The organism is Amycolatopsis sp. NPDC006125, assembly GCF_040614195.1.
Taxonomy (GTDB): Bacteria; Actinomycetota; Actinomycetes; order Mycobacteriales; family Pseudonocardiaceae; genus Amycolatopsis_E; species Amycolatopsis_E tucumanensis.
Window position 1 is genome coordinate 1 of sequence record NZ_JBEXTZ010000078.1, and the last position, 17791, is coordinate 17791.

The 17791-nt window shown below is 74.1% G+C and carries 14 protein-coding genes; 4 read left to right on the forward strand and 10 right to left on the reverse strand.

Features of this window, described 5'->3' with window-relative positions:
• The 3 genes from ABZ193_RS31320 to ABZ193_RS31330 form a co-directional block, all read right to left on the reverse strand.
• The coding region (locus ABZ193_RS31320) for a DUF4350 domain-containing protein (protein ID WP_354712480.1) at positions 1 to 1074 on the reverse strand (1074 nt) is incomplete at its 3' end.
• Positions 1071 to 1700 carry a DUF4129 domain-containing protein gene (locus tag ABZ193_RS31325; protein ID WP_354712481.1) on the reverse strand — a complete coding sequence of 210 codons (630 nt, stop codon included), beginning with the start codon at positions 1698 to 1700 and terminating at the stop codon, positions 1071 to 1073. The genes ABZ193_RS31320 and ABZ193_RS31325, both read right to left, overlap by 4 nt.
• Complete coding sequence (locus tag ABZ193_RS31330; protein WP_020419756.1) at positions 1697 to 2704, reverse strand: hypothetical protein; 1008 nt, start codon at positions 2702 to 2704, stop codon at positions 1697 to 1699. Before ABZ193_RS31330 ends, ABZ193_RS31325 begins: the two co-directional genes overlap by 4 nt.
• A gap of 242 nt (positions 2705 to 2946) precedes the next feature.
• Between ABZ193_RS31330 and ABZ193_RS31335 the strand changes: the two genes are divergently transcribed.
• Entirely contained in the window at positions 2947 to 3822 is an 876-nt protein-coding gene (locus ABZ193_RS31335) for a neutral zinc metallopeptidase (protein WP_237337701.1), read from the forward strand.
• Positions 3823 to 4139: 317 nt separating this feature from the next.
• Here the strand turns inward: ABZ193_RS31335 and ABZ193_RS31340 are convergent, their stop codons facing one another.
• The 4 genes from ABZ193_RS31340 to ABZ193_RS31355 form a co-directional block, all read right to left on the reverse strand.
• Positions 4140 to 4583, reverse strand: coding sequence for a hypothetical protein (locus ABZ193_RS31340; RefSeq protein ID WP_020419758.1), 444 nt, complete (start codon positions 4581 to 4583; stop codon positions 4140 to 4142).
• Positions 4584 to 4635: 52 nt separating this feature from the next.
• Positions 4636 to 5706, reverse strand: a complete 1071-nt coding sequence (locus tag ABZ193_RS31345) for a potassium channel family protein (protein WP_354712482.1) — start codon at positions 5704 to 5706, stop codon at positions 4636 to 4638.
• Positions 5707 to 5717: 11 nt separating this feature from the next.
• Positions 5718 to 8936 carry a UvrD-helicase domain-containing protein gene (locus ABZ193_RS31350; protein WP_354712483.1) on the reverse strand — a complete coding sequence of 1073 codons (3219 nt, stop codon included), beginning with the start codon at positions 8934 to 8936 and terminating at the stop codon, positions 5718 to 5720.
• Between the two features lie 454 nt (positions 8937 to 9390).
• Entirely contained in the window at positions 9391 to 12600 is a 3210-nt protein-coding gene (locus ABZ193_RS31355) for an ATP-dependent DNA helicase (protein ID WP_354712484.1), read from the reverse strand.
• A gap of 59 nt (positions 12601 to 12659) precedes the next feature.
• Between ABZ193_RS31355 and ABZ193_RS31360 the strand changes: the two genes are divergently transcribed.
• Positions 12660 to 12947 (forward strand): MGMT family protein, encoded by a 288-nt coding sequence (locus ABZ193_RS31360; RefSeq protein WP_020419763.1) that lies wholly within the window; start codon positions 12660 to 12662, stop codon positions 12945 to 12947.
• On the opposite strand, the gene ABZ193_RS31365 is transcribed toward ABZ193_RS31360, so the two are convergent.
• The 3 genes from ABZ193_RS31365 to ABZ193_RS31375 all read right to left on the reverse strand — a co-directional run bounded on the left by ABZ193_RS31365 (position 12929) and on the right by ABZ193_RS31375 (position 15884).
• Positions 12929 to 14047, reverse strand: a complete 1119-nt coding sequence (locus ABZ193_RS31365; RefSeq protein ID WP_237337681.1) for a lipase — start codon at positions 14045 to 14047, stop codon at positions 12929 to 12931. The two genes, ABZ193_RS31360 and ABZ193_RS31365, sit on opposite strands and share 19 nt — an antisense overlap.
• Before the next feature lie 72 nt (positions 14048 to 14119).
• Positions 14120 to 14926 (reverse strand): uroporphyrinogen-III synthase, encoded by an 807-nt coding sequence (locus ABZ193_RS31370; RefSeq protein WP_020419765.1) that lies wholly within the window; start codon positions 14924 to 14926, stop codon positions 14120 to 14122.
• Positions 14919 to 15884, reverse strand: a complete 966-nt coding sequence (locus ABZ193_RS31375) for a WYL domain-containing protein (RefSeq protein WP_020419766.1) — start codon at positions 15882 to 15884, stop codon at positions 14919 to 14921. Before ABZ193_RS31375 ends, ABZ193_RS31370 begins: the two co-directional genes overlap by 8 nt.
• Before the next feature lie 62 nt (positions 15885 to 15946).
• Between ABZ193_RS31375 and ABZ193_RS31380 the strand changes: the two genes are divergently transcribed.
• Together ABZ193_RS31380 and ABZ193_RS31385 are read left to right on the forward strand one after the other, a co-directional pair.
• Positions 15947 to 16339 carry a DUF3224 domain-containing protein gene (locus ABZ193_RS31380; RefSeq protein WP_354712485.1) on the forward strand — a complete coding sequence of 131 codons (393 nt, stop codon included), beginning with the start codon at positions 15947 to 15949 and terminating at the stop codon, positions 16337 to 16339.
• On the forward strand, positions 16339 to 17460 hold the full coding sequence (locus ABZ193_RS31385; protein WP_354712486.1) for a crosslink repair DNA glycosylase YcaQ family protein: 1122 nt from the start codon (positions 16339 to 16341) through the stop codon (positions 17458 to 17460). The genes ABZ193_RS31380 and ABZ193_RS31385 overlap by 1 nt, the downstream gene beginning before the upstream one ends.
• Positions 17461 to 17791 lie beyond the last annotated feature (331 nt).

A 17791-nucleotide genomic window follows, 5' to 3' on the forward strand; every position in this document is an offset into this window, starting at 1 on the left:
CACCACCACACTGCCGCGTTCGTCGTATTCTAGCAGAAGATGGTTTACGAGTTGCTGTAGGTTGTGACTGGAGTTGAGAGGTGTGCTCTCCGGATGTGCCGGGGGTTCCGGGCCCGCGCGGTGGCGGAGCAGCGGGCGCACGCGGTCGATCGCCGCCTGCCGCAGCGTAGCCGCGGCGTGGCCGGCCGCACCGGCGCGGCGGTAGAGCCGGGCGCGGCCCTCGGTGGTTTCGGCGGCGCGGACGACGACCGGCAGCCGTTCCGCCACGACCGGCCCGAGCCGCCGGGCCCGCCACAGCGCGAACAGCACCGCGGCCACGCCGAGCTGGACCGCGCCGAACAGCCACGGGCGCGGAATGAGGTCGGTGAACGACCGCGCCACGATCCCGGCGCCCGCGTCCCCCGGCGTCGGCACGTACCAGACCAGCGTCGCGTGTCGGCCGAGCAGGCGCATGGTCAGCGCCGCGTCGCCGGCCTCGTCGAGCCGGTCGTTGGTCATCGGCACGCCGCCACCCAGGACCGTGGTGGTGCCGCGGTCGCCGGGCAGCTGCAGCAGCGTGCCGTCGTAGCAGCCGCGCGCCCGGCCGTGCGCCTCGTAGGTGAAACCGCCCAGCACCGCGTTGCCCGCGGCGACCGCGCCGGCCACCGTGCACCCCGGCTCGCGCGCGGCGGGCTCGACCTCACCGCTGACGACCACGCCGGGCGCCAGGATGTCGAGCACCGGATCGTCGGGGCCGACCAGCACCGCGTCCGTGGCGCGGGACCGCAGCGCGGCGAGCCGGCCCGGTTCGACGCGGCCGGGGGCGGTCACGAGCAGGGTGGCGTCGCCCTGCAGCGCCGCTTCGGCCTCGGCGTAGGTCCGCGCGGGGACGATCCGCACACCCTCCCGTTCGAGCAGCCGCGCCAGCGCGCGCGAGCCGCCGGGGGCGGCCGAGTCCGGGTCGAGCGACCCGCGCTGCTCGCCTGCCGAGCTCAGCAGCACGATCACCGCGCCGATGAGCACGATCACCGCGATCACCAGGGGCGCGCGAGCCGCCCGCCAGATCCGGCGGGAGTCGGGGGACACGCTGGTCACGCCGGCACCTCGGGACGGGTCCGGCGGACCAGCTCGTCGAGCTCGGCCAGGCGCCGGTAGCCCTCGGCGGTGGCCGGGCGGCCGCCGTAGTGCACGGCGTCGAACAGCTCCGCGCCCTTCCGCAGCGCGTCGCGGGCGGACGGCAGTGGACCGGCCGCCTCGCGGGCCGCCTCGTCCGCGGTGCGCCCGGCCCGTTCGTCGAGCACGCCGCGCTCCTCCAGCGTCCGGACCACGGCGCGGAACCGGTCGCGGACCGCCGCGTCCAGCTCGCCCGCCGCGAAGGCCCGCTCGGCCGCGTCGCGGTAGTCCTGCGCGGTGCGCGACCGGCCCGCGAAGACCACGGCGGGCCGTCGCGCGGACCGGGCGAGCGGCCCGACCCGCAGCCGCACCACCACGATCACCAGCACCAGCACCGCGATCAGCACGAGCACGCCGAAGCCGCCGCCGGGCACCAGACCCGACGCGCTGGTGAACAGGTCGGATATGCGTTCGGCGAGCCACCCGATCGCCCGGTCGAACCAGCTCGGCTGCGCCAGGGCGTAGGCGGGGTCGGACAGCTCGGCCTCGGCGGCGCGGCGCGCGTCGTCCGCGTCGACGACGACCGGGACGTCGGCGAGCCGGATCAAGCGGTGCCCGCCGCCCGCGCCAGCTGGAGGTCCATGCCCTCCTTGCGCATGCGCTGGTCGATGTAGAGCAGGGCGGTGGTGTTCGCGACGAACGGCTGCACGATCGTCTGGGCGATCACCTGTCCGACCGCGACGAGCAGCAGGGCGCCCCAGCCGGCCGGGACGGCCTCACCGGTGAGCACGTCGGTGCCGCCGGCGCCGAGGCTGAACGGGATGTCCACGAGGTACTGCAGCACGGTCGCGATCACGCCGGCCAGCAGCAGGATGCCGAAGCACCGCCACCACGAGCCGGACACCAGCTGCCGGGACCGGGACAGCGCCTGCCCGACCTTCGCGCGCTCCAGCACGAGCGCGGGCGTGGTGAGGCCGAACAGCGTGTAGAGCCAGATGCCCGGGATCAGGCACAGCACCGAACCGGCGGCGACCAGCAGGACGTAGACGATCGTGGCGCCGAGCAGCGGCAGGAACCGGGGTTTCGCCTCGGCCATCGCCTCCGCGAAGGTCACCGGCTTGCCCAGCACCGCCTTGCCGATGACCACGGTCAGGAAACCGGACAGGAAGGTCTGGGTGAGCACGGTGATGATCACCGCGACGCCGGTGATCAGCGCCGTGTCGCCGAGCACGTCCAGTGCGGCGTCCTGGATCTGCTGGTCGGTGGCGGCCGGGCCGAGGTTCTGCAGCGTCTGGACGTCCGGCAGCAGGTAGCGGCTGGCCAGCAGCTGCAGCACCGCGCCGATCACCGCGACGACCGCCGACGAGCCGAACACCAGCGCCGGGTGGCGGCGCATGGTCGTGATGGCGCCGTCCAGGATCTCGCCGACCGTCAGCGGGCGCAGCGGGATCACACCGGGCTTGCCGTAGCCGGGGCGCGGTCCCCAGCCCTGCTGCTGGTAGGGCGCGCCCGGCGGGGGCGGCGCGGGCGGCATCGGGTTGCCGGCGGGAGGCGTCGGGTCTTCGGGCCGGTCCTTGGGATCGGGGCCGGTCCAGCCTCCGGTGTCGCTCATCGGGTGTTCTCCAACTCGCTGCGGGTCGCTTCGCCGCCCACTCTCGCAGAGCGGTCCGGCACCGGCCACGGGTGGCACGCGGCCGCCGCCGAGTCGTGATCTCACTCGCGCGGCACGCGCGCTGACTATGCTGGCGCCCGATGACGCCTCCGCCGCAGCGCCCACGGGAACCGTTGCCGCCGCCCTCCTCCGCGCCGCGGCACCGGGCACAGCGTCGTTCCTCGCGACCGGTCACCGCGTTCGTGCTGAGCGCGGTCGCGGTGCTGCTGGCCGGGCTGGTGGTGTTCATCGCGGTCGGCAACGGCACGGACCCGTCGTCGCCGACCGTGGCGGCGCCGACGACCACCGCGGTGAGCGGCGGCAACGCGGCGGGCGCGGCGACCGGCTCGGTGGACGGCGAGAAGATCCTGGAGCTGGCGAACCACCCGATCCTGCGCAACCCGGACGACGGCCTGCAGAACTTCGCCTGCGAGCTGCCCGAGTGGCACAGCGACCAGGCCTCGGCCGAAGCCTTCTTCACCGCCGCCGACCAGTGCCTCAACGAGGCGTGGGGCCAGTTCCTGGAGCGGTACAACCTGCCGTTCACGCCGCCGAACCTGCACTTCCCGACCGGCACCCACTTCACCACCGCGTGCGGCACGATCGCGGTGAGCGTGGCGACGGCGGCCTACTACTGCGACGACAACCTGTACGTGCCGTTCCGCGGGCTGCAGACCGACCAGTACGGCGACAACCCAGGGGTTTACCTGGCGCTGTTCGCGCACGAGTACGGCCACCACGTGCAGGAGGTCGCCGGGATCATGGACGCGGTGTGGCAGCAGATCTACGCCGTCGGGCAGAACACCCCGGCGGGCCTGGAACTGTCGCGGCGCAAGGAGCTGCAGGCGCAGTGCTTCTCCGGGATGTTCCTAGGCGCCGTGGTCGACCGGGGCGGCTCGGTGACGCGCGACATGTACGCCAAGGCCTGGCGGGACCAGGACACCCGCGGCGACAACACCTCGGGCAGCTCCGACCACGGCAGCAACGCGCACTACGCGCAGTGGTGGCGGACGGGCGCGCAGTTCAACCGGATCGCGAAGTGCAACACGTTCGCCGCACCGGCGTCCGAGGTGAGCTGACGCGCCTGGCGACCGCGCTTCGGGCCTGCTCCGCCGCACGGCGCCTCGACGAGAGGCGTCGCCCAGCGCGGCGGCCGAGGAGGGTGACGCGAAACGAGATGTCGACCGGGCCTTGGGAAGCGGCGGTTCGCGTTGTTGCACGCGCCCGCGGATTCTGGCACTCCCGCCCAACTCCCTGAGGTCTGCCGGCGCTCGACATCGCACCGGCGTCCGAGGTGAGCTGACACGCTTGGCCGCGCGACCGGTCCGCAGTCAGCCCCCGCGCAGCCGGTCGGAACTCAGCCCCCGCGAAGCCACCTCGCCCGACACCCCCGGGATCAGCTGACCGTCGCTGCCCGCCGGGGGCCGCGGTGGACCAGGAACGCGTACGTGCCTCCGCCGAGGCAGCTGAGCGCCAGCAGCGCCAGCCCGATCGGGCGGCGCAGGTCGTCGTGGCCGGTGACGACGTCGGCCAGGTGCACCTGGATGTCCCCGTCCCCCACCGAGGCCGGCACGGTGACGTCGACGCGGTCGTTCTGGTCGTGCCCGCACGCGTCCAGGGTCCCCGTGCGCACCTGCCCGCCGACCGTGATCTCCACCGCCTCCTGCGGGTTCGGCTCGGAGCACTCGGCGCCCTTGGTGACCGTGGCCTGCGCGACGGTGCCCTGCGCGGCGGCCGCGGTGCCCAGCATCCCCGGCCCCGCCCACCACACGGCGGTCACGATGGCGATGCCGACCAGCACGGCGACGGCGAGGGTGTTCCAGCGCAGCACGATCCCCATGCTTCCAGAAGCGCCGGGTGAAGCACAGCCGCCGACGGGCTGCCGAGATCTATCACTCAACCCGGTCGGCCGGGGTCACTTTCTTCACGTAGAGCAACCGGTCTCCGGGTTCGATGGCGTCCACTGCGGCCGCGTCCACCCGGTACAGCTCCCCGTCGCGCACCACGCCGAGCACGATGTCCGGCAGGTGCCGCGGCGAACCGCCCTCCTCGGACTTCTCCGCGGGGCGCTCGGCGATCGCCAGCCCCGACTCGGGCGTCAGCAGGTCCTCGAACATGTCAACGACGACCGGCGTGGACGTCGCCATGCCGAGCAGCCGTCCCGCGGTCTCGCTCGACACCACCACCTGGTTCGCCCCGGACTGCTTGAGCAGGTGGACGTTCTCCGCCTCCCGCACCGAGACCACGATGTGCGCCTTGGGGGCCAGCTCCCGCGCGGTGAGCGTGGCCAGCACCGCCGAGTCGTCCCGGTCCGCGGCGACGACGACCGCGCGCGCCCGCTGCACGGCCGCCACCCGCAGCACGTCCGACCGGGTGGCCGACCCGTGCACGGTGACCAGGCCGAGCGCGGCGGCCGCGTCCAGCGCCTGCTGGTCGGTGTCCACCACGACGATCTTGTTGGGCTCGATCGCCTCGTCCCCGAGCAGGGTCTTGACCGCGGCCCGGCCCTTGGTCCCGAACCCGACGACCACCACGTGGTCCCGCACCTTGGTCCTCCACTTCTGGATCCGGAACGCCTGCCGCGACCGCTCGGTCAGCACCTCGAGCGTGGTGCCGACCAGGACGATGAGGAACAGCACCCGCAGCGGCGTGATCACCAGCACGTTGATCAGCCGTGCCGAGCTCGTGACCGGGGTGATGTCACCGTAGCCGGTGGTCGACAGCGACACCGTGGCGTAGTAGAACGCGTCGAGCAGCGACAGGCCGTCCTCGTTGACGTCCCGGTAGCCGTCCCGCCCCAGGTAGACGATGAACACCGCGGCGACCAGCGCCAGCAGTGCACCGAGGATCCGTCTGCCGATCGACCGGATCGGGCTGAGGGCCGGCTCCGGCATCCGGACGACGCCGACGAGCGAGTGGTCCGGTTCGTCCGCGACACGCACCCGCGGATCGTAAGCGATCATGTGAGGCCTCGCTAGGGCTGTGGCACGCTGCGGAGCAGATCACGCAGACCGTCCGCGTCGAGCAGGTCCACCGGGCGCAGCGTGTGGTCTTCGCGCACGTAGTGGAAGGCGGCCCGCACCTTCTCCAACGGCGTTCCGGACAGCGACGCCCAAGCCAGACGGTACGCCGCCAGCTGCACGGCGAGCGAGGCCATCCGGCCCTCCTCGGGCACGGCGCCGGTCTTCCAGTCCACGACCGTCCAGCCGCCGTCCGGGTCGGCGAACACCGCGTCCATCCGCCCGCGCACGGTCACGCCGTCGACCTCGGTGGAGAACGGCACCTCCACCTCGTGCGGGGTGCGGGCCGCCCACGCGCTGCGGTCGAAGGCCTCCTGCAGCGCTTCGAGTTCGTCGTCGCCGGCCTCGTCGGGGTCGGCGGCGCCGGGCAGCTCGTCGAGGTCGAACAGGCGGTCGCCGGCGAAGCGGCGCTCCAGCCAGCCGTGGAAGGCGGTGCCGCGACGCGCGAACGTGTTGGGAGGCACCGGCAGCGGGCGGCGCAGGCGGCGGGCCAGCCCGGCGGGGTCCGCGGCGAGCTCGACGAGCTGGCTCACCGACAGGTGGTCGGGCAGCGCGACCTGCTCGGCCGTGCCGCTGCGCCGGGCGAACTCGGCGAGCAGGACGTCGGTGTCGGCGATCCAGCCGTCCGGGTCGTCCTCGTCCTCTTCGTCGACCTCGCCCTCGGCCAGCGCGGTGCGCACCAGGTCGGCGCCCTCGTGCACGGCGTCGCGGCGGCCGGTCAGCGGGTCGGACGGCCACTGCGCCGACCGGGCCTGGCTGACCAGCGGATTCTCCTCGTCCGCAGGCGGTTCCTCGGCCCAGGCGGCGACCTTGCCGACGCCCTCCTTCGCCAGTTCGCCGACCTCCAGCAGGAAGTCCGACGGGCCCTTGGGGCGGGTGCTGGTCTCGTTCCACCAGTGCCCGGACACGATGAGCGCGCGCTCGGAGCGGGTCAGCGCCACGTAGCAGAGGCGGCGTTCCTCGTCGGCCTCGCGCTCGGCGAAGTCCTGCTCGTGGATCTCGAAGGCCTCGATGACCTCCTTGCGGTCCATGCCGTCGGACACGCGCAGCTTCGGCAGGTCCGCGGAGTCACCGCGCAGCGCCGCGGGCAGCGAGGTGACCGTGCGCAGCCACGACGAGGACCGGCGCTTGTTCGGGAAGACCTCGCGCGCCAGGTGCGGCACGGCGACGACCTCCCACTCCAGGCCCTTCGCGGAGTGGACGGTCAGCACCTGCACCCGGTCCGGCACCACCTCGACCTCGCCCGGGGTGAGGCCGTCCTCGGCGTGCGCGGCGGTGGCGAGGTAGTCCACGAAGGACATCAGCGTGGCGGTCGGCGAGGTCTCCGCGAAGTCGGTGACCACGTCCGCGAACGCGTCCAGGTGCGCGCGCCGGGCGCTGCCGGGGCGGGCCTGCGCTTCGACGTCGAGCAGCATGGTCCGCTCCACGTCGGCGACCAGTTCGGGCAGCGACTGGTCCAGCCGACGGCGCAGCGCGGCGAGTTCGTGGCCCAGTTCCCGGATCCGGCGGTAGCCCTCCGGCGAGTAGCGCTTGGGGTCACCCGGGTCGTCGAGGGCGTCGATCAGCCCGGTCTGCTCGGCGCGTTCGGCGAACAGATCGTCCACCTTGGACTCTTCGGTGGGCGGGGGCGCGGAGATTTCGTTGGCGCGCCGCCACAACGCGGCCAGGTCGGCGGCCGCCAGACGCCAGCGGGCGCCGGTGAGCAGGCGGGCGGCGGCGGTGCCCGCCAGCGGGTCGGCGAGGACGCGCAGGGTGGCGACGAGGTCGGCCACCTCGGGTTCGTCGAGCAGCCCGCCGAGTCCGACGACCTCGACCGGCAGTCCGCGTGCCCGCAGCTCGGCGGCGATCGGGGCCATGTCGGCGCGGCGGCGGACGAGGACGGCGGCGGTGGGCGGGGCGCCGTGCTCGGCCTGGTGGGCGAACCACCTGTGCGCCAGGGCGTCGGCGACCCACTCGCGTTCACTCCGGATGTCCGGCAGCAGGGCGACTTCGATGTCGGCGGGGGGCGCGCCGTCGCGGGCGCGGAGCCGTTCGACGCCGAGGCCGCGCTGCCGCAGTGGTTCGGCGATGCCGTTGGCGAGAACCAGGACTTCGGCCGGGTTGCGGAAACTGGTGAGCAGGCCGTACTCGCGGGCGGGTTCCAGGCCGGGGCGCGGGAAGTCGGTGGTGAAGCGGGGCAGGTTGGCCGCGCTGGCGCCGCGCCAGCCGTAGATGGCCTGCGCGGGGTCGCCGACCGCGGTGACCGGCAGCGGTTCGTTCTCGACGCCGCCGAAGAGGGCGCGCAGCAGGATGCGTTGCGCGTGGCCGGTGTCCTGGTACTCGTCGAGGAGGACGGCGCCGTAGCGGGCACGTTCGCCCTCGGCGACGGCCGGGTGGTTGTCGGCGAGCGTCGCGGCCAGTGACATCTGGTCGGCGAAGTCAAGTGCGCCCTCGGCCCGCTTGCGGCGCTGGTACTCCTCGATCAGCGGGATGAGCGCGAGGCGGAACTTCTGCGCGGCCACGATGTCGGTGAGCGACTTCGGCATGGCGGCGCGCTGCCCCTTGGCGCGCGGGGCCCGTTCGATGAGGTCGCAGAGCCAGCGCGTGTACTCGGCGAGTTTTTCTTCGGTGACCAGGTGTTCGCCGAGTTCGCCGGTGAGGGCGAGCAGTTGCGCGGTGACCGACGCCGGGACGCGGTCGGTGTCCAGGTCCTCGTCCCAGGTGGAGACCACGCGGTGGGCGAGCTGCCAGGAGCTGGTCTCGGAGAGGAGGCGGACGCCGGGCTGGACGGGCAGGCGGAGGCCGTGCTCGGCGAGGAGGCGGCCGGCGTAGGCGTGGTAGGTGAGGACGGTGGGCTCCCCGGCGACGACCGCAGCCCGGCGCGCGCCGCCCGGGTCGAGGCGGTCGAGGAGGCCCGAGCCGGCGAGGCGGCGCAGGCGCGCGCGGACGCGGTCGGCGAGCTGGCGGGCGGCCTTGCGGGTGAACGTGAGGCCCAGGACGCGCTCCGGGGTGACGAACCCGTTGGCGACCAGCCAGACGACGCGGGCGGCCATGGTCTCGGTCTTGCCGGCCCCAGCCCCCGCGACGACCAGCGCGGGCTCGATGGGCGCCGCGATGACCGCCGCTTGCTCCGGGGTGGGCGGGTGGAGGCCGAGCGCGTGGGCGACTTCAGCTGGGGAGGCGATCTCGGTCATGGGTTGGCGGGTTCAGCTCGTGTGGCGGGTTCAGCTCGGTTGGCGGGCTCGACTCGGTTGGCGGGCTCGACTCGGTTGGCGGGCTCGACTCGGTTGGCGGGCTCGACTCGGTTGGCGGGCTCGGCCCGGGCGGCGGGCTCGACTCGGGCGGCAGGCTCGGCCCGGCCGGCCCGGGCGGCAAGCTCAGCCCGGCCACCAAGTTCGCCCCGGCCGGCAAGCTCAGCCCGGCCGGCAGGCTCAGCCCAGTCGGCGAGCTCAGCCCGGCCAGCGAGCTCAGCCCGGCCAGCCAACTCGGCCCGGCCAGCGGGCTCGCCCCGGCCAGCAAGCTCGCCCGGGGCGGCAAACTCGCCCCGACCAGCAAGCTCGGCCCGACCGGCAGGCTCGGCCCGGCCGGCCCGGGCGGCGGGTTCGGTCATGGGTCGGCTCCCGGGTCGGTGGGCGCCGGCGATTCTCCTCATGGGCCCGTCACCTGCCTGCCCTCCGGGCGCAGCGGGCACGATCCCTTCGCCGGGCAGCGGTCGCAGTCCGGGTTTTCCGTCGCGTCGTACTCCGGGCCCGTCGCCGACGCCGCGACCTTGCGCACCAGCTCCAGCCACTCGCGGCCGCTCTCGTCGTCCAGCGGGGGCTGCTCCCGCACCGTCGCGCCGGTCTTGTTGTGCGCCTTCGCCAGGTACACCAGCTTGGCACCGCCCGGGCGCTTCCCGCCGCCGAACGCGCCCAGCAGCACCGACAGCTGGTACGCCGCCAGCTGCGGGTTCAGCTCGGCGTCCGCGGCGCTCACCGCGGTCTTCCCCGTCTTCAGGTCGACGATCACCGGCCGGCCCTCGGCGTCGTGCTCCAGGCGGTCCACCCGGCCGCGCAGCTTGACCAGCAGACCGTCACCGCCGACCGGCAGCTCCACCTCGATGTCCTGCTCGATCCCCATCTGCTGCAGCTCGTGCCGCGAATTGTGCAGCCACGCCAGGAAGTTGCGCACCATCTGCTCGACCCGGTTGCGCTCCCGCCGCGAGAACCACGGCGCGCCGGCGTCGACCTTCGCCCACGCGTCGTCCAGCGCGCGGCGCAGCCCCTCGTCGTCCATGCCGTCCGCGGCGGCCTGCGCCAGCTCGTGCACCAGCGTCCCGGTGATCGCCGCCAGCTGGGCCGGGTCGGAGCCACCGTGCCGTTCGATCAGCCACCGCAACGGGCACTTCTTCAGCGTGTCCACAGTGGACGGCGAGATCCGGATCACGTCGCCTTCGCCGTAGAGCGGGGTGTCCGTCGACGTCTCCACCAGGCCGTACCAGGAATCCGGGTGCGCGCCGGGAACCCCGGCCCGCGCCAGCCGCGCCAGCTGCCGCGCCGCCCGCGCCCGCCGGTCCGGCGGCACCTCCGGGTCGCACACCGCGCGCCGCAGGTCGCCGACCAGCTCGGCCAGCACCAGCGACCGGCCCGGCGGCTTGACCCGCGAGTCCAGCCCGGACTCGTCCGCGCTGTTGGCCTCCAGGTCGTCGACGAACCGCGACGGCTGCTCGTCCTCCCCGATCACCGCGCTCACCAGCAGCGTCCGCTTCGCGCGGCCGAGCGCCAGGTAGAACAGCCGCCGCTCCTCGGCGAGGATCGGCGCCGTCGCGGACACCGTCTCCTCCTCCAGCCCGGACAGCAGGTCCACCAGCCGCTCGACGCCGAGCAGCGACCCACGCAGCCGCAGGTCCGGCCAGCTGCCCTCCTGCACGTTCGCCACCGCGACGACCGTCCACTCGCGACCGGCCGCGCCGTGCGCGGTCAGCATCGACACGCCCTCGCCGCGCATCGCCACCGGGGCGAGGCTGTCGCCCGCGATGTTCTGCGACGACAGGTAGTCCGCGAACGCCGCCACGCTCGCCTTCGGCAACCGGTCGACGTAGTTGCCCGCGGCGTGGAACAGCGCCACCACCGCGTCCAGGTCGCGGTCGGCCTGCGCGCCCAGTGTCCCGCCGCGCCCGGACAGCCGCACCCACCGCTTCTGCAGGCCGCTCTCCCGCCACACGTCCCACAGGACCTGCTCGACACCGGCGCCCCTGGCGATCGCCTCGCGCGCGACCGCGATCAGCCCGCCGACCCGGCGGATCGGCGCCGCCTCGGCCTCAGCCAGCCCGCCGAGCTTGTCGTTGTCCCGCAACACTTCCACGAGCAGCTCGTCGCTCGACCGCTCGCCGCCGCCTGCCAGCTCCAGCCGCCGCAGACCGCGCCGCATCCGGCGCAGCGCCAGCGGGTCGGCGCCGCCGAGCGGGGACGCCAGCAGCATCTCTGCGGTGTCGACGTCGAGCAGCTCCGGATCACCGGCGACGCGCAGGACGGCGAGCAGCGGCCGGACCGCGGGCTGGCGGGCCAGCGGCAGCTCGTCGGCCGCTGACGCGATCGGCACGCCCGCGGCGCGCAACGCCCGCTGCAGCACGGGGAACGACCGTCCCGGCGAACGCACCAGCACGGCCATCTCCGACCACGGCACGCCGTCGATGAGGTGCGCGCGGCGCAGCTGGTCGGCGACCCAGCTCGCCTCGGCGGACGGGGTCGGCAGCAGCCGGACCTTGACCTCGCCCTCCTCGGACGACGGGTCGACCTCGATCGCGCGGTGCCGCTGCGCGCCCGGCAGGGTCGCACCGAGCTTCGTCACCGCCTCGTGCACGGCGAGACTCAGCCGGTGGGTCCTGGTCAGGGTCACCGTCCGGCCGCCGTCGGCGTCGGCCCGCGTGAGCAGGCCCGGATCAGCGCCGCGGAAGGAGAAGATCGCCTGGTCCGGGTCGCCGGTCACGACGAAGTCCTCGGCCGCCGTGCCGAGCAGCCGCAGCAGGCGGAACTGCAGGTGGTCCAGGTGCTGGGCGTCGTCGACGAACACGTGCCGGATGCGCGCCTGCTCGCGTGCCAGCAGGTCGGGGTCGCCCTCCAGCTCGACGAGCGCGCTGGCGACCAGCTCGGCGGCGTCCAGCGCGGGCGAACCGGGCGCGCCGAGCGCGTTGCCTCCCGCACCCTGCAGGACGGTGACCTCCTCGTACTGCCGCCAGAACACCCCGGCCGCGACCCACTCCGGACGGTCCTTGCGCCGACCCAGCTTGACCAGGTCCTCCGGGCCCAGACCGCGCTCGGCGGCCCGCAGCAGCAGGTCGCGCAGCTCCTCGGCGAACCCCGGCACGGCCAGGGCGGGCCGCAGTTGCTCGGGCCAGTCCGGTGCGCCCTCGGCGAGGTCGCCTGCCAGCAGGTCACGGACCACCACGTCCTGCTCCGGACTGGACAGCAGCCGCGGCGCCGGCACGTCCTGCAGCCCGGCCTGCAGGCGAAGCAGGGAGAACGCGTACGAGTGGACGGTGCGCACGATCGGCTCGCGGATCGTGCGGGGCACGCCGTCACCCGCGGTGACGCGGCGGGTGATCTCGGCACGCAGGGCGTTGGCGGCGCGGCGGGACGCGGTGAGCACCAGCAGGCTCTCCGGATCGGCGCCGCCGGAGATGCGGGCCGCCGCCGCGCTCGTGATCAAGGTGGTCTTGCCGGTGCCCGGTCCACCGAGGACGCGGACGAACCCGTGGGGCGCCGCCAGCACCGCCCGCGCGTCGGCGTCCCAGCGCTCCGGGCGCGGCTCGGGGACGGGCAGCCGAACCAGCCGCGCGCCCGCCCGGGACCGGGTCCCCTCTCCGCTCACGTCTGGCATGGAATCACGACCGCCCGACAGAACCGGGGACCGGCACACCTTGGCGGTAGTTTGGTCACGTGGACGAGGAGCTGCACGAGCGGGTGCGCGAGGTGGTCGCGACCGTGCCGCCGGGGAAGGTCGCCACGTACGGTGACATCGCGGCGATCGCCGGCGCCCCGTCACCCCGGATGATCGGCCGGATCCTGTCCGAAGACGGCGCGGACCTGCCGTGGCACCGGATCCTGCGCGCCAACGGCACGCCCGCGCCGCACCTCGTGCACCGGCAGCTGGAGCTGCTCCGGGCCGAAGGCGTGCTGGCGGACGGTCAGAAGGTGAACCTCAAGACCTACCGCTGGCAGCCGTAGAGCCGCTGGTCGAAGAACTCGACGAGGCCCGTCCGCTGGAAGTCCAGGCTGTGGGCGGCGTCCACGTCGCCGATCCAGGGCGCGGTGACCGCCGGGTCGACGCCGAGCCGGGGCAGCAGGAACTGGTAGTCGGTGTAGCTGAAGTGCTCCCCGCGTGCCAGGTGCCGCTGCTCGACGGAACCGCGCTGGTTGCTCAGGAACTCCTGCCAGGACCCGTCCGTGGCTGCGCTGTGGTCACCGGCGCTCATCAGCAGGAACGGCTGGTCCAGGCCCTGCTCGACGGCCTGCCCGAAGATCCGGTCGCGCTGCGAGTAGGCCATGCTGCCGTCCAGGTTGGCGCCCGCGTCGATCCGGGGGTCGGCCAGCATCGTCTCGGCCGTGGTGAACCCGCCTGCCGAATGCCCGAACATGCCGATCCGGGTCAGGTCGAGCGAGCGGCCCAGCCGGGCGGGCAACGCACGCCGCGCGACGTCCGGGTTGCCGCCCCGCGCGAGGACTTCGAGCTGGTCGAGGACGAACCGGGCGTCCGCGACGCGGGTGGCGATCATCCGGCGGCCGACCTCGACGCTCTGCGGTGGCAGGGAGCCGTGCACCAGGCGGCCGTCCGGGAACTCCACCACGGACGTCTCGCCGGGGTGGTCGAACGCGACGGTGACGTATCCCCGGCTCGCGAGTTCCTCCAGCTGGGTGGTCGCCAGCGCGCGGGGTTGCTCGGCGCCCGGCGTGTAGAGCACGACGGGCAGCCGCCCCGCGGCGACGGGCGCGCCGGAACGCGCGTTGGTGGCGAAGCCGTAGTCCAGCCGGGCCGGGTCCATGCCGAGCCGGGCGGCGTCGGCTTCGGCGATCACGGCGGCGGCGCCGGGTGTCAGGAAGGGCGCTCGCGGGCCGTGGTCGTGGACGGCGGGGTACCGCACGGTCGCCATCAGCTCGCGGTCGCGGGCCTGGTCGGCCAGGTGCAACTCGGTGACGCCGACGGCGAACGGGCCGGACGGTTCCGGCAGGGCGAGTGCCGTCTCGGCCGACGCCGGGACCACGGTGAGCGCGAAGGCGGCGGCGGTGAGCAGCGCGAGACGGCGGGTTAGCGATCTTGGTTCAACCATGCACCGAACCTACGAACGGGCCCGGCCGGGCACATCCGGATGATCACCGGGAACGGCCCGGAGGTCGGCCCCCTAGGTGCCCAGCTCCGCGACCAGCAGCTTGACCAGCGCACCGAGCCGCTGCCGCTCCGGTTGCAGTGTCGGCACCCCGGCGTCGGTGAACGGCGCGGCCGTCACCGGGCCGACGCAGGCGCACACGACGTCGCCCCGCAGGGCGCGCACCAAGTCGTCGTAGGCGCCGCGCTCCCGGGCCAGGTTCAGCATGTTCGCGCTCGCCGGGGCGCTGGTGAACGCGAGCGCGTCGACCCGGCCGTCGAGCACGCCGTCGAGCAGCTCGTGCGCCGGGTGCAGGTCGGCGGGCCACTCCCACCGGTACGGCTGCACCTCGATCACCCGCGCGCCGGCCTCGCGCAGCGGCGCGGTGTGCTCGGGCAGCGGCGAGCCGTGCAGCTGGACCGCGAGCCGCGCGCCGGCGACACCGGCCTCCAGCAGGTGCCCGAACAGCTGCCGGTTGCTCTCCTCGGGCGCGGCCCACTCCTCGGTGAGCCCGACGCCCCGCACCGCGCCCTTGCCCTTCGGGCCGCGGACGAACACGCGCGCCCTGGTCAGCGACGCGAGCAGGTCGTCGCGCAGTCCCCACCCCTCGGCGGCCTCGATCCAGCCGCGGAATCCGGCGCCGGTGGTGACCGCGAGGACGTCCAGCGGCTCGGCGAGGACCTCCTCGGTCGCGGCACGCAGCCGGGCGTCGTCGGGCAGCGGCACGATGTGGATCAACGGCGCGTGCCGCACCGTGGCGCCGTTGCGTTCCAGCGCGCCGATGAACTCCTCGGCCCGCCGCTCGGCGGTCACCCCGATCGTGACTCCGCTCAGGTCACCCATAGAACGCACCCATCCGGCCCACCGCGGCCGCCACCCGGTCACGCAGGTCCGCGGGCTCGAGCACCTGCAGCTCGGGCCCGAACCGCAACAGCTCCCCGAGCGCCGGGGCGCCGGGTTCCACCGGTAACTCCACGCGCAACCACCCGTCTTCGTCCGGAACCGCACGGCACTCCCGCAGCGCGCGAGCGCCCACCGCTCCCAGGTAGAACGGTACGAGTTCGCGGCCCAGCGGGGAAAGCCGGACGACGGCGACCCGCGGGTACATCCGCCGCTCGAACTGCTCCGACCACTCCCGCCAGTAGGCGGCGAGGTCGAACCCGGCAGGGCGCTCGAACGCGGCGCCGGGTTCGAGCGAGAGGATCCGCGACACCCGGTAGGTCCGGATCGCACCGTCGCAGTGGGCAGCAAGGTACCAGTTCCCGGCCTTGAGGATCAGGCCCAGCGGCTCCAGCAGCCGGTTCGTCTCGCTGTTGTCCCACCGCCGGTACCGGACCGAAACACGGCGCGAGTCCCACACCGCCTGGGCCACCTCGGCCAGGTGCGGCAGGCTCTCGATGCCGCGGAACCAGCCGGGCACGTCGAGCACGAACCGCTCGGCGACCTTGCCCGCGCGGCCGCGCAGCTCGTCCGGCAGCGCGGCGTACAGCTTGAGCTGCGCGGCGGTCAGCACGGTGCCAAGGCCCAGCTCGGCGGCGGCGTCCGGCAGCCCGGCCAGCGGGAGCGACTGCGCCTCCTCCCCGGTCAGCCCGGTCAGGCGGGTGCGGTAGCCGTCGAGCAGCCGGTAGCCGCCGGACCGGCCGCGTTCGGCGTAGACCGGCACGCCGGCGGCGGACAGCGACTCGATGTCCCGGTAAACCGTCCGCACCGACACTTCGAGCTCCTCCGCCAGCTCCTCGGCGGTCATCCGGCCCCGGTTCTGCAGGAGCAGCAGCACCGACAGCAACCTGCTCGCGCGCATGGCTCCAGTATCGCCGAAAAACCTGACAGAAGGTGTCAGGCAAGGGCGTCAGACTAGGGCCCATGACCAACACTTTCACCATGCGGACCTGGGACGAGAAGGTCGTGAGCGGCCCCGAGGACGGGCCCCGGTACGCCCACGCGCACGCCACGTTCACCTACTCCGGGCTGATCGAGGGCGAATCGGCTTGCGACTACCTGCTGTACTACCCGGGAGAGGGCTACACCGGCAGCCCGCAGACGGCGCCTGGGTTCGAGCGGATCGAGGGCAGCGTGGACGGCCGGAAGGGCAGCTTCGTGATCCGGCACGACGTGGCCTACGGTGCGGACGGCATCCGGGGCACGTTCACCGTCGTCGAAGGCTCGGGCACCGGTGAGCTGACCGGGCTGACCGGGACGGGCACGATCGGAGGGGCGAGCGAGACCGTGAACTACACCTTCGACCACCGGCTGTGATGATCGAGGTCGATCGCGAGCAGGTGCTCGCCCACCGGATCGCGGCGCAGGGGCTGCACCGCGACGTCGCGGACCCGGCCGGGCTGGCCGTCTTCGACCTCGGCCTGCAGAGCACACAGCGGGACACCGCGGCGATCGCCCTCGCGGCGCGGTTGCCCGGACCGGTCACCGAGGAGTCCTTTGTGGAGGACCCGCGGTTCGTGCTGGCGTGGACGCACCGCGGCGCGCCGCACTTCCACCGCGCGGATGAGATCGGCCGGGTCACCGCCGCGCTGGTGCCGCTCGACGAGGACGACGCGATGGCGCGGATGGGCTGGCAGCGCAAGCAGGTCGAGGCGGCCGGGATGGGCGCGCTGGACGGGTTGTTCACAGCGGCGCGGGCGATCCGCAAGGTCGTGACGCGGGTGATGACCAAGGGCGCGGTGAGCGAGGCCGTCACGAAGATCATCCCGGACGGGTTGTCGTACTGGTGCCGCGGCTGCCAGGCCACCCACATCCTGGAGCAGGTCATGCGGCTGGCGGCGATCCACGGCGGGGTGCGCCTGGAGGCCGGTGCGCAGCCCGCGACGCTCGCGCCACTGGCGGGCCGGCCGCGGATGCGCACCACGCCGGATCCCGTGGCCGCGACGGCCGTCGTCCGGGACTACCTGCACCTGCACGGCCCGGCGACCCCCAAGGAAGCGGCCGATTTCGTCGGCACGAAGACGGCGATCGCGAAGCGGATGTGGCCGGACGACCTGACGCCGGTGCGCTTCGCGGGCCGCGAGGTGTGGTTGCCGTCGGGTGATGTGGCCGCCCTGGAGAACCCGCCGGAGCCCGACCTCGTGCGGCTGCTGCCGCCGTGGGACCCGTTCCTGCAGTCGCGGGACCGGGCGGTGCTGGTGCCGGACCGGGCGCGGCAGAAGGAGGTGTGGAAGATCCTGGGCAACCCCGGAGCGCTCCTCGCGGGCGGCGAGGTGGCAGGCGTGTGGCGGACGAAGGGCAGCGGCCGGAAGCGCCTGGACTTCACGATCACCGTCTTCGATCCGCTGCCGCCCGCCGCCCGGAAGGCGGCGGAAGAGGAGGCCGAACGGGTTGCGCGAGCGCGGGGGTTCGCGGATCTGCGGGTGAGCTGGGGCTGAGCGCCGGGCCGGGCGCGGCGTAAGCTGGCCGAGCGCGGCGCGGCGGATTGGCCGGGGCAGCGCGGCGAATTGGGCAGGCGCGGACAGGCCGGGGTCGGCCAGTGCGCGGACAGGTCACGGCTGGCGCGGCGCGAGCAGGCCACGCGCACGCCGGATTGGCACGCGCGACGCGGCAGATTGACACGCCGCGGAAAGGCCAGGGTTGGCCACGGCGCGAGCGGGCCGCGCGCGGCGTAAGCGGGCCGAGCGCGGCGCGGCGGATTGGCAAGGCGCAGCGCGGCGGATTGGCCACGGCGCGGACAGGCCGCTGCCTGGCCCAACGCTACGAACC

Excerpts from the sequence above, each read along its gene's own strand:
- ABZ193_RS31345 (WP_354712482.1), bottom strand. The coding sequence starts at position 5,706 with ATGATCGCTTACGATCCGCGGGTGCGTGTCGCGGACGAACCGGACCAC.
- ABZ193_RS31370 (WP_020419765.1), bottom strand. The coding sequence starts at position 14,926 with ATGGGTGACCTGAGCGGAGTCACGATCGGGGTGACCGCCGAGCGGCGG.
- ABZ193_RS31380 (WP_354712485.1), top strand. The coding sequence starts at position 15,947 with ATGACCAACACTTTCACCATGCGGACCTGGGACGAGAAGGTCGTGAGC.
- ABZ193_RS31355 (WP_354712484.1), bottom strand. The coding sequence starts at position 12,600 with ATGCCAGACGTGAGCGGAGAGGGGACCCGGTCCCGGGCGGGCGCGCGG.
- ABZ193_RS31365 (WP_237337681.1), bottom strand. The coding sequence starts at position 14,047 with ATGGTTGAACCAAGATCGCTAACCCGCCGTCTCGCGCTGCTCACCGCC.
- ABZ193_RS31375 (WP_020419766.1), bottom strand. The coding sequence starts at position 15,884 with ATGCGCGCGAGCAGGTTGCTGTCGGTGCTGCTGCTCCTGCAGAACCGG.
- ABZ193_RS31340 (WP_020419758.1), bottom strand. The coding sequence starts at position 4,583 with ATGGGGATCGTGCTGCGCTGGAACACCCTCGCCGTCGCCGTGCTGGTC.
- ABZ193_RS31330 (WP_020419756.1), bottom strand. The coding sequence starts at position 2,704 with ATGAGCGACACCGGAGGCTGGACCGGCCCCGATCCCAAGGACCGGCCC.
- ABZ193_RS31350 (WP_354712483.1), bottom strand. The coding sequence starts at position 8,936 with ATGACCGAGATCGCCTCCCCAGCTGAAGTCGCCCACGCGCTCGGCCTC.
- ABZ193_RS31385 (WP_354712486.1), top strand. The coding sequence starts at position 16,339 with ATGATCGAGGTCGATCGCGAGCAGGTGCTCGCCCACCGGATCGCGGCG.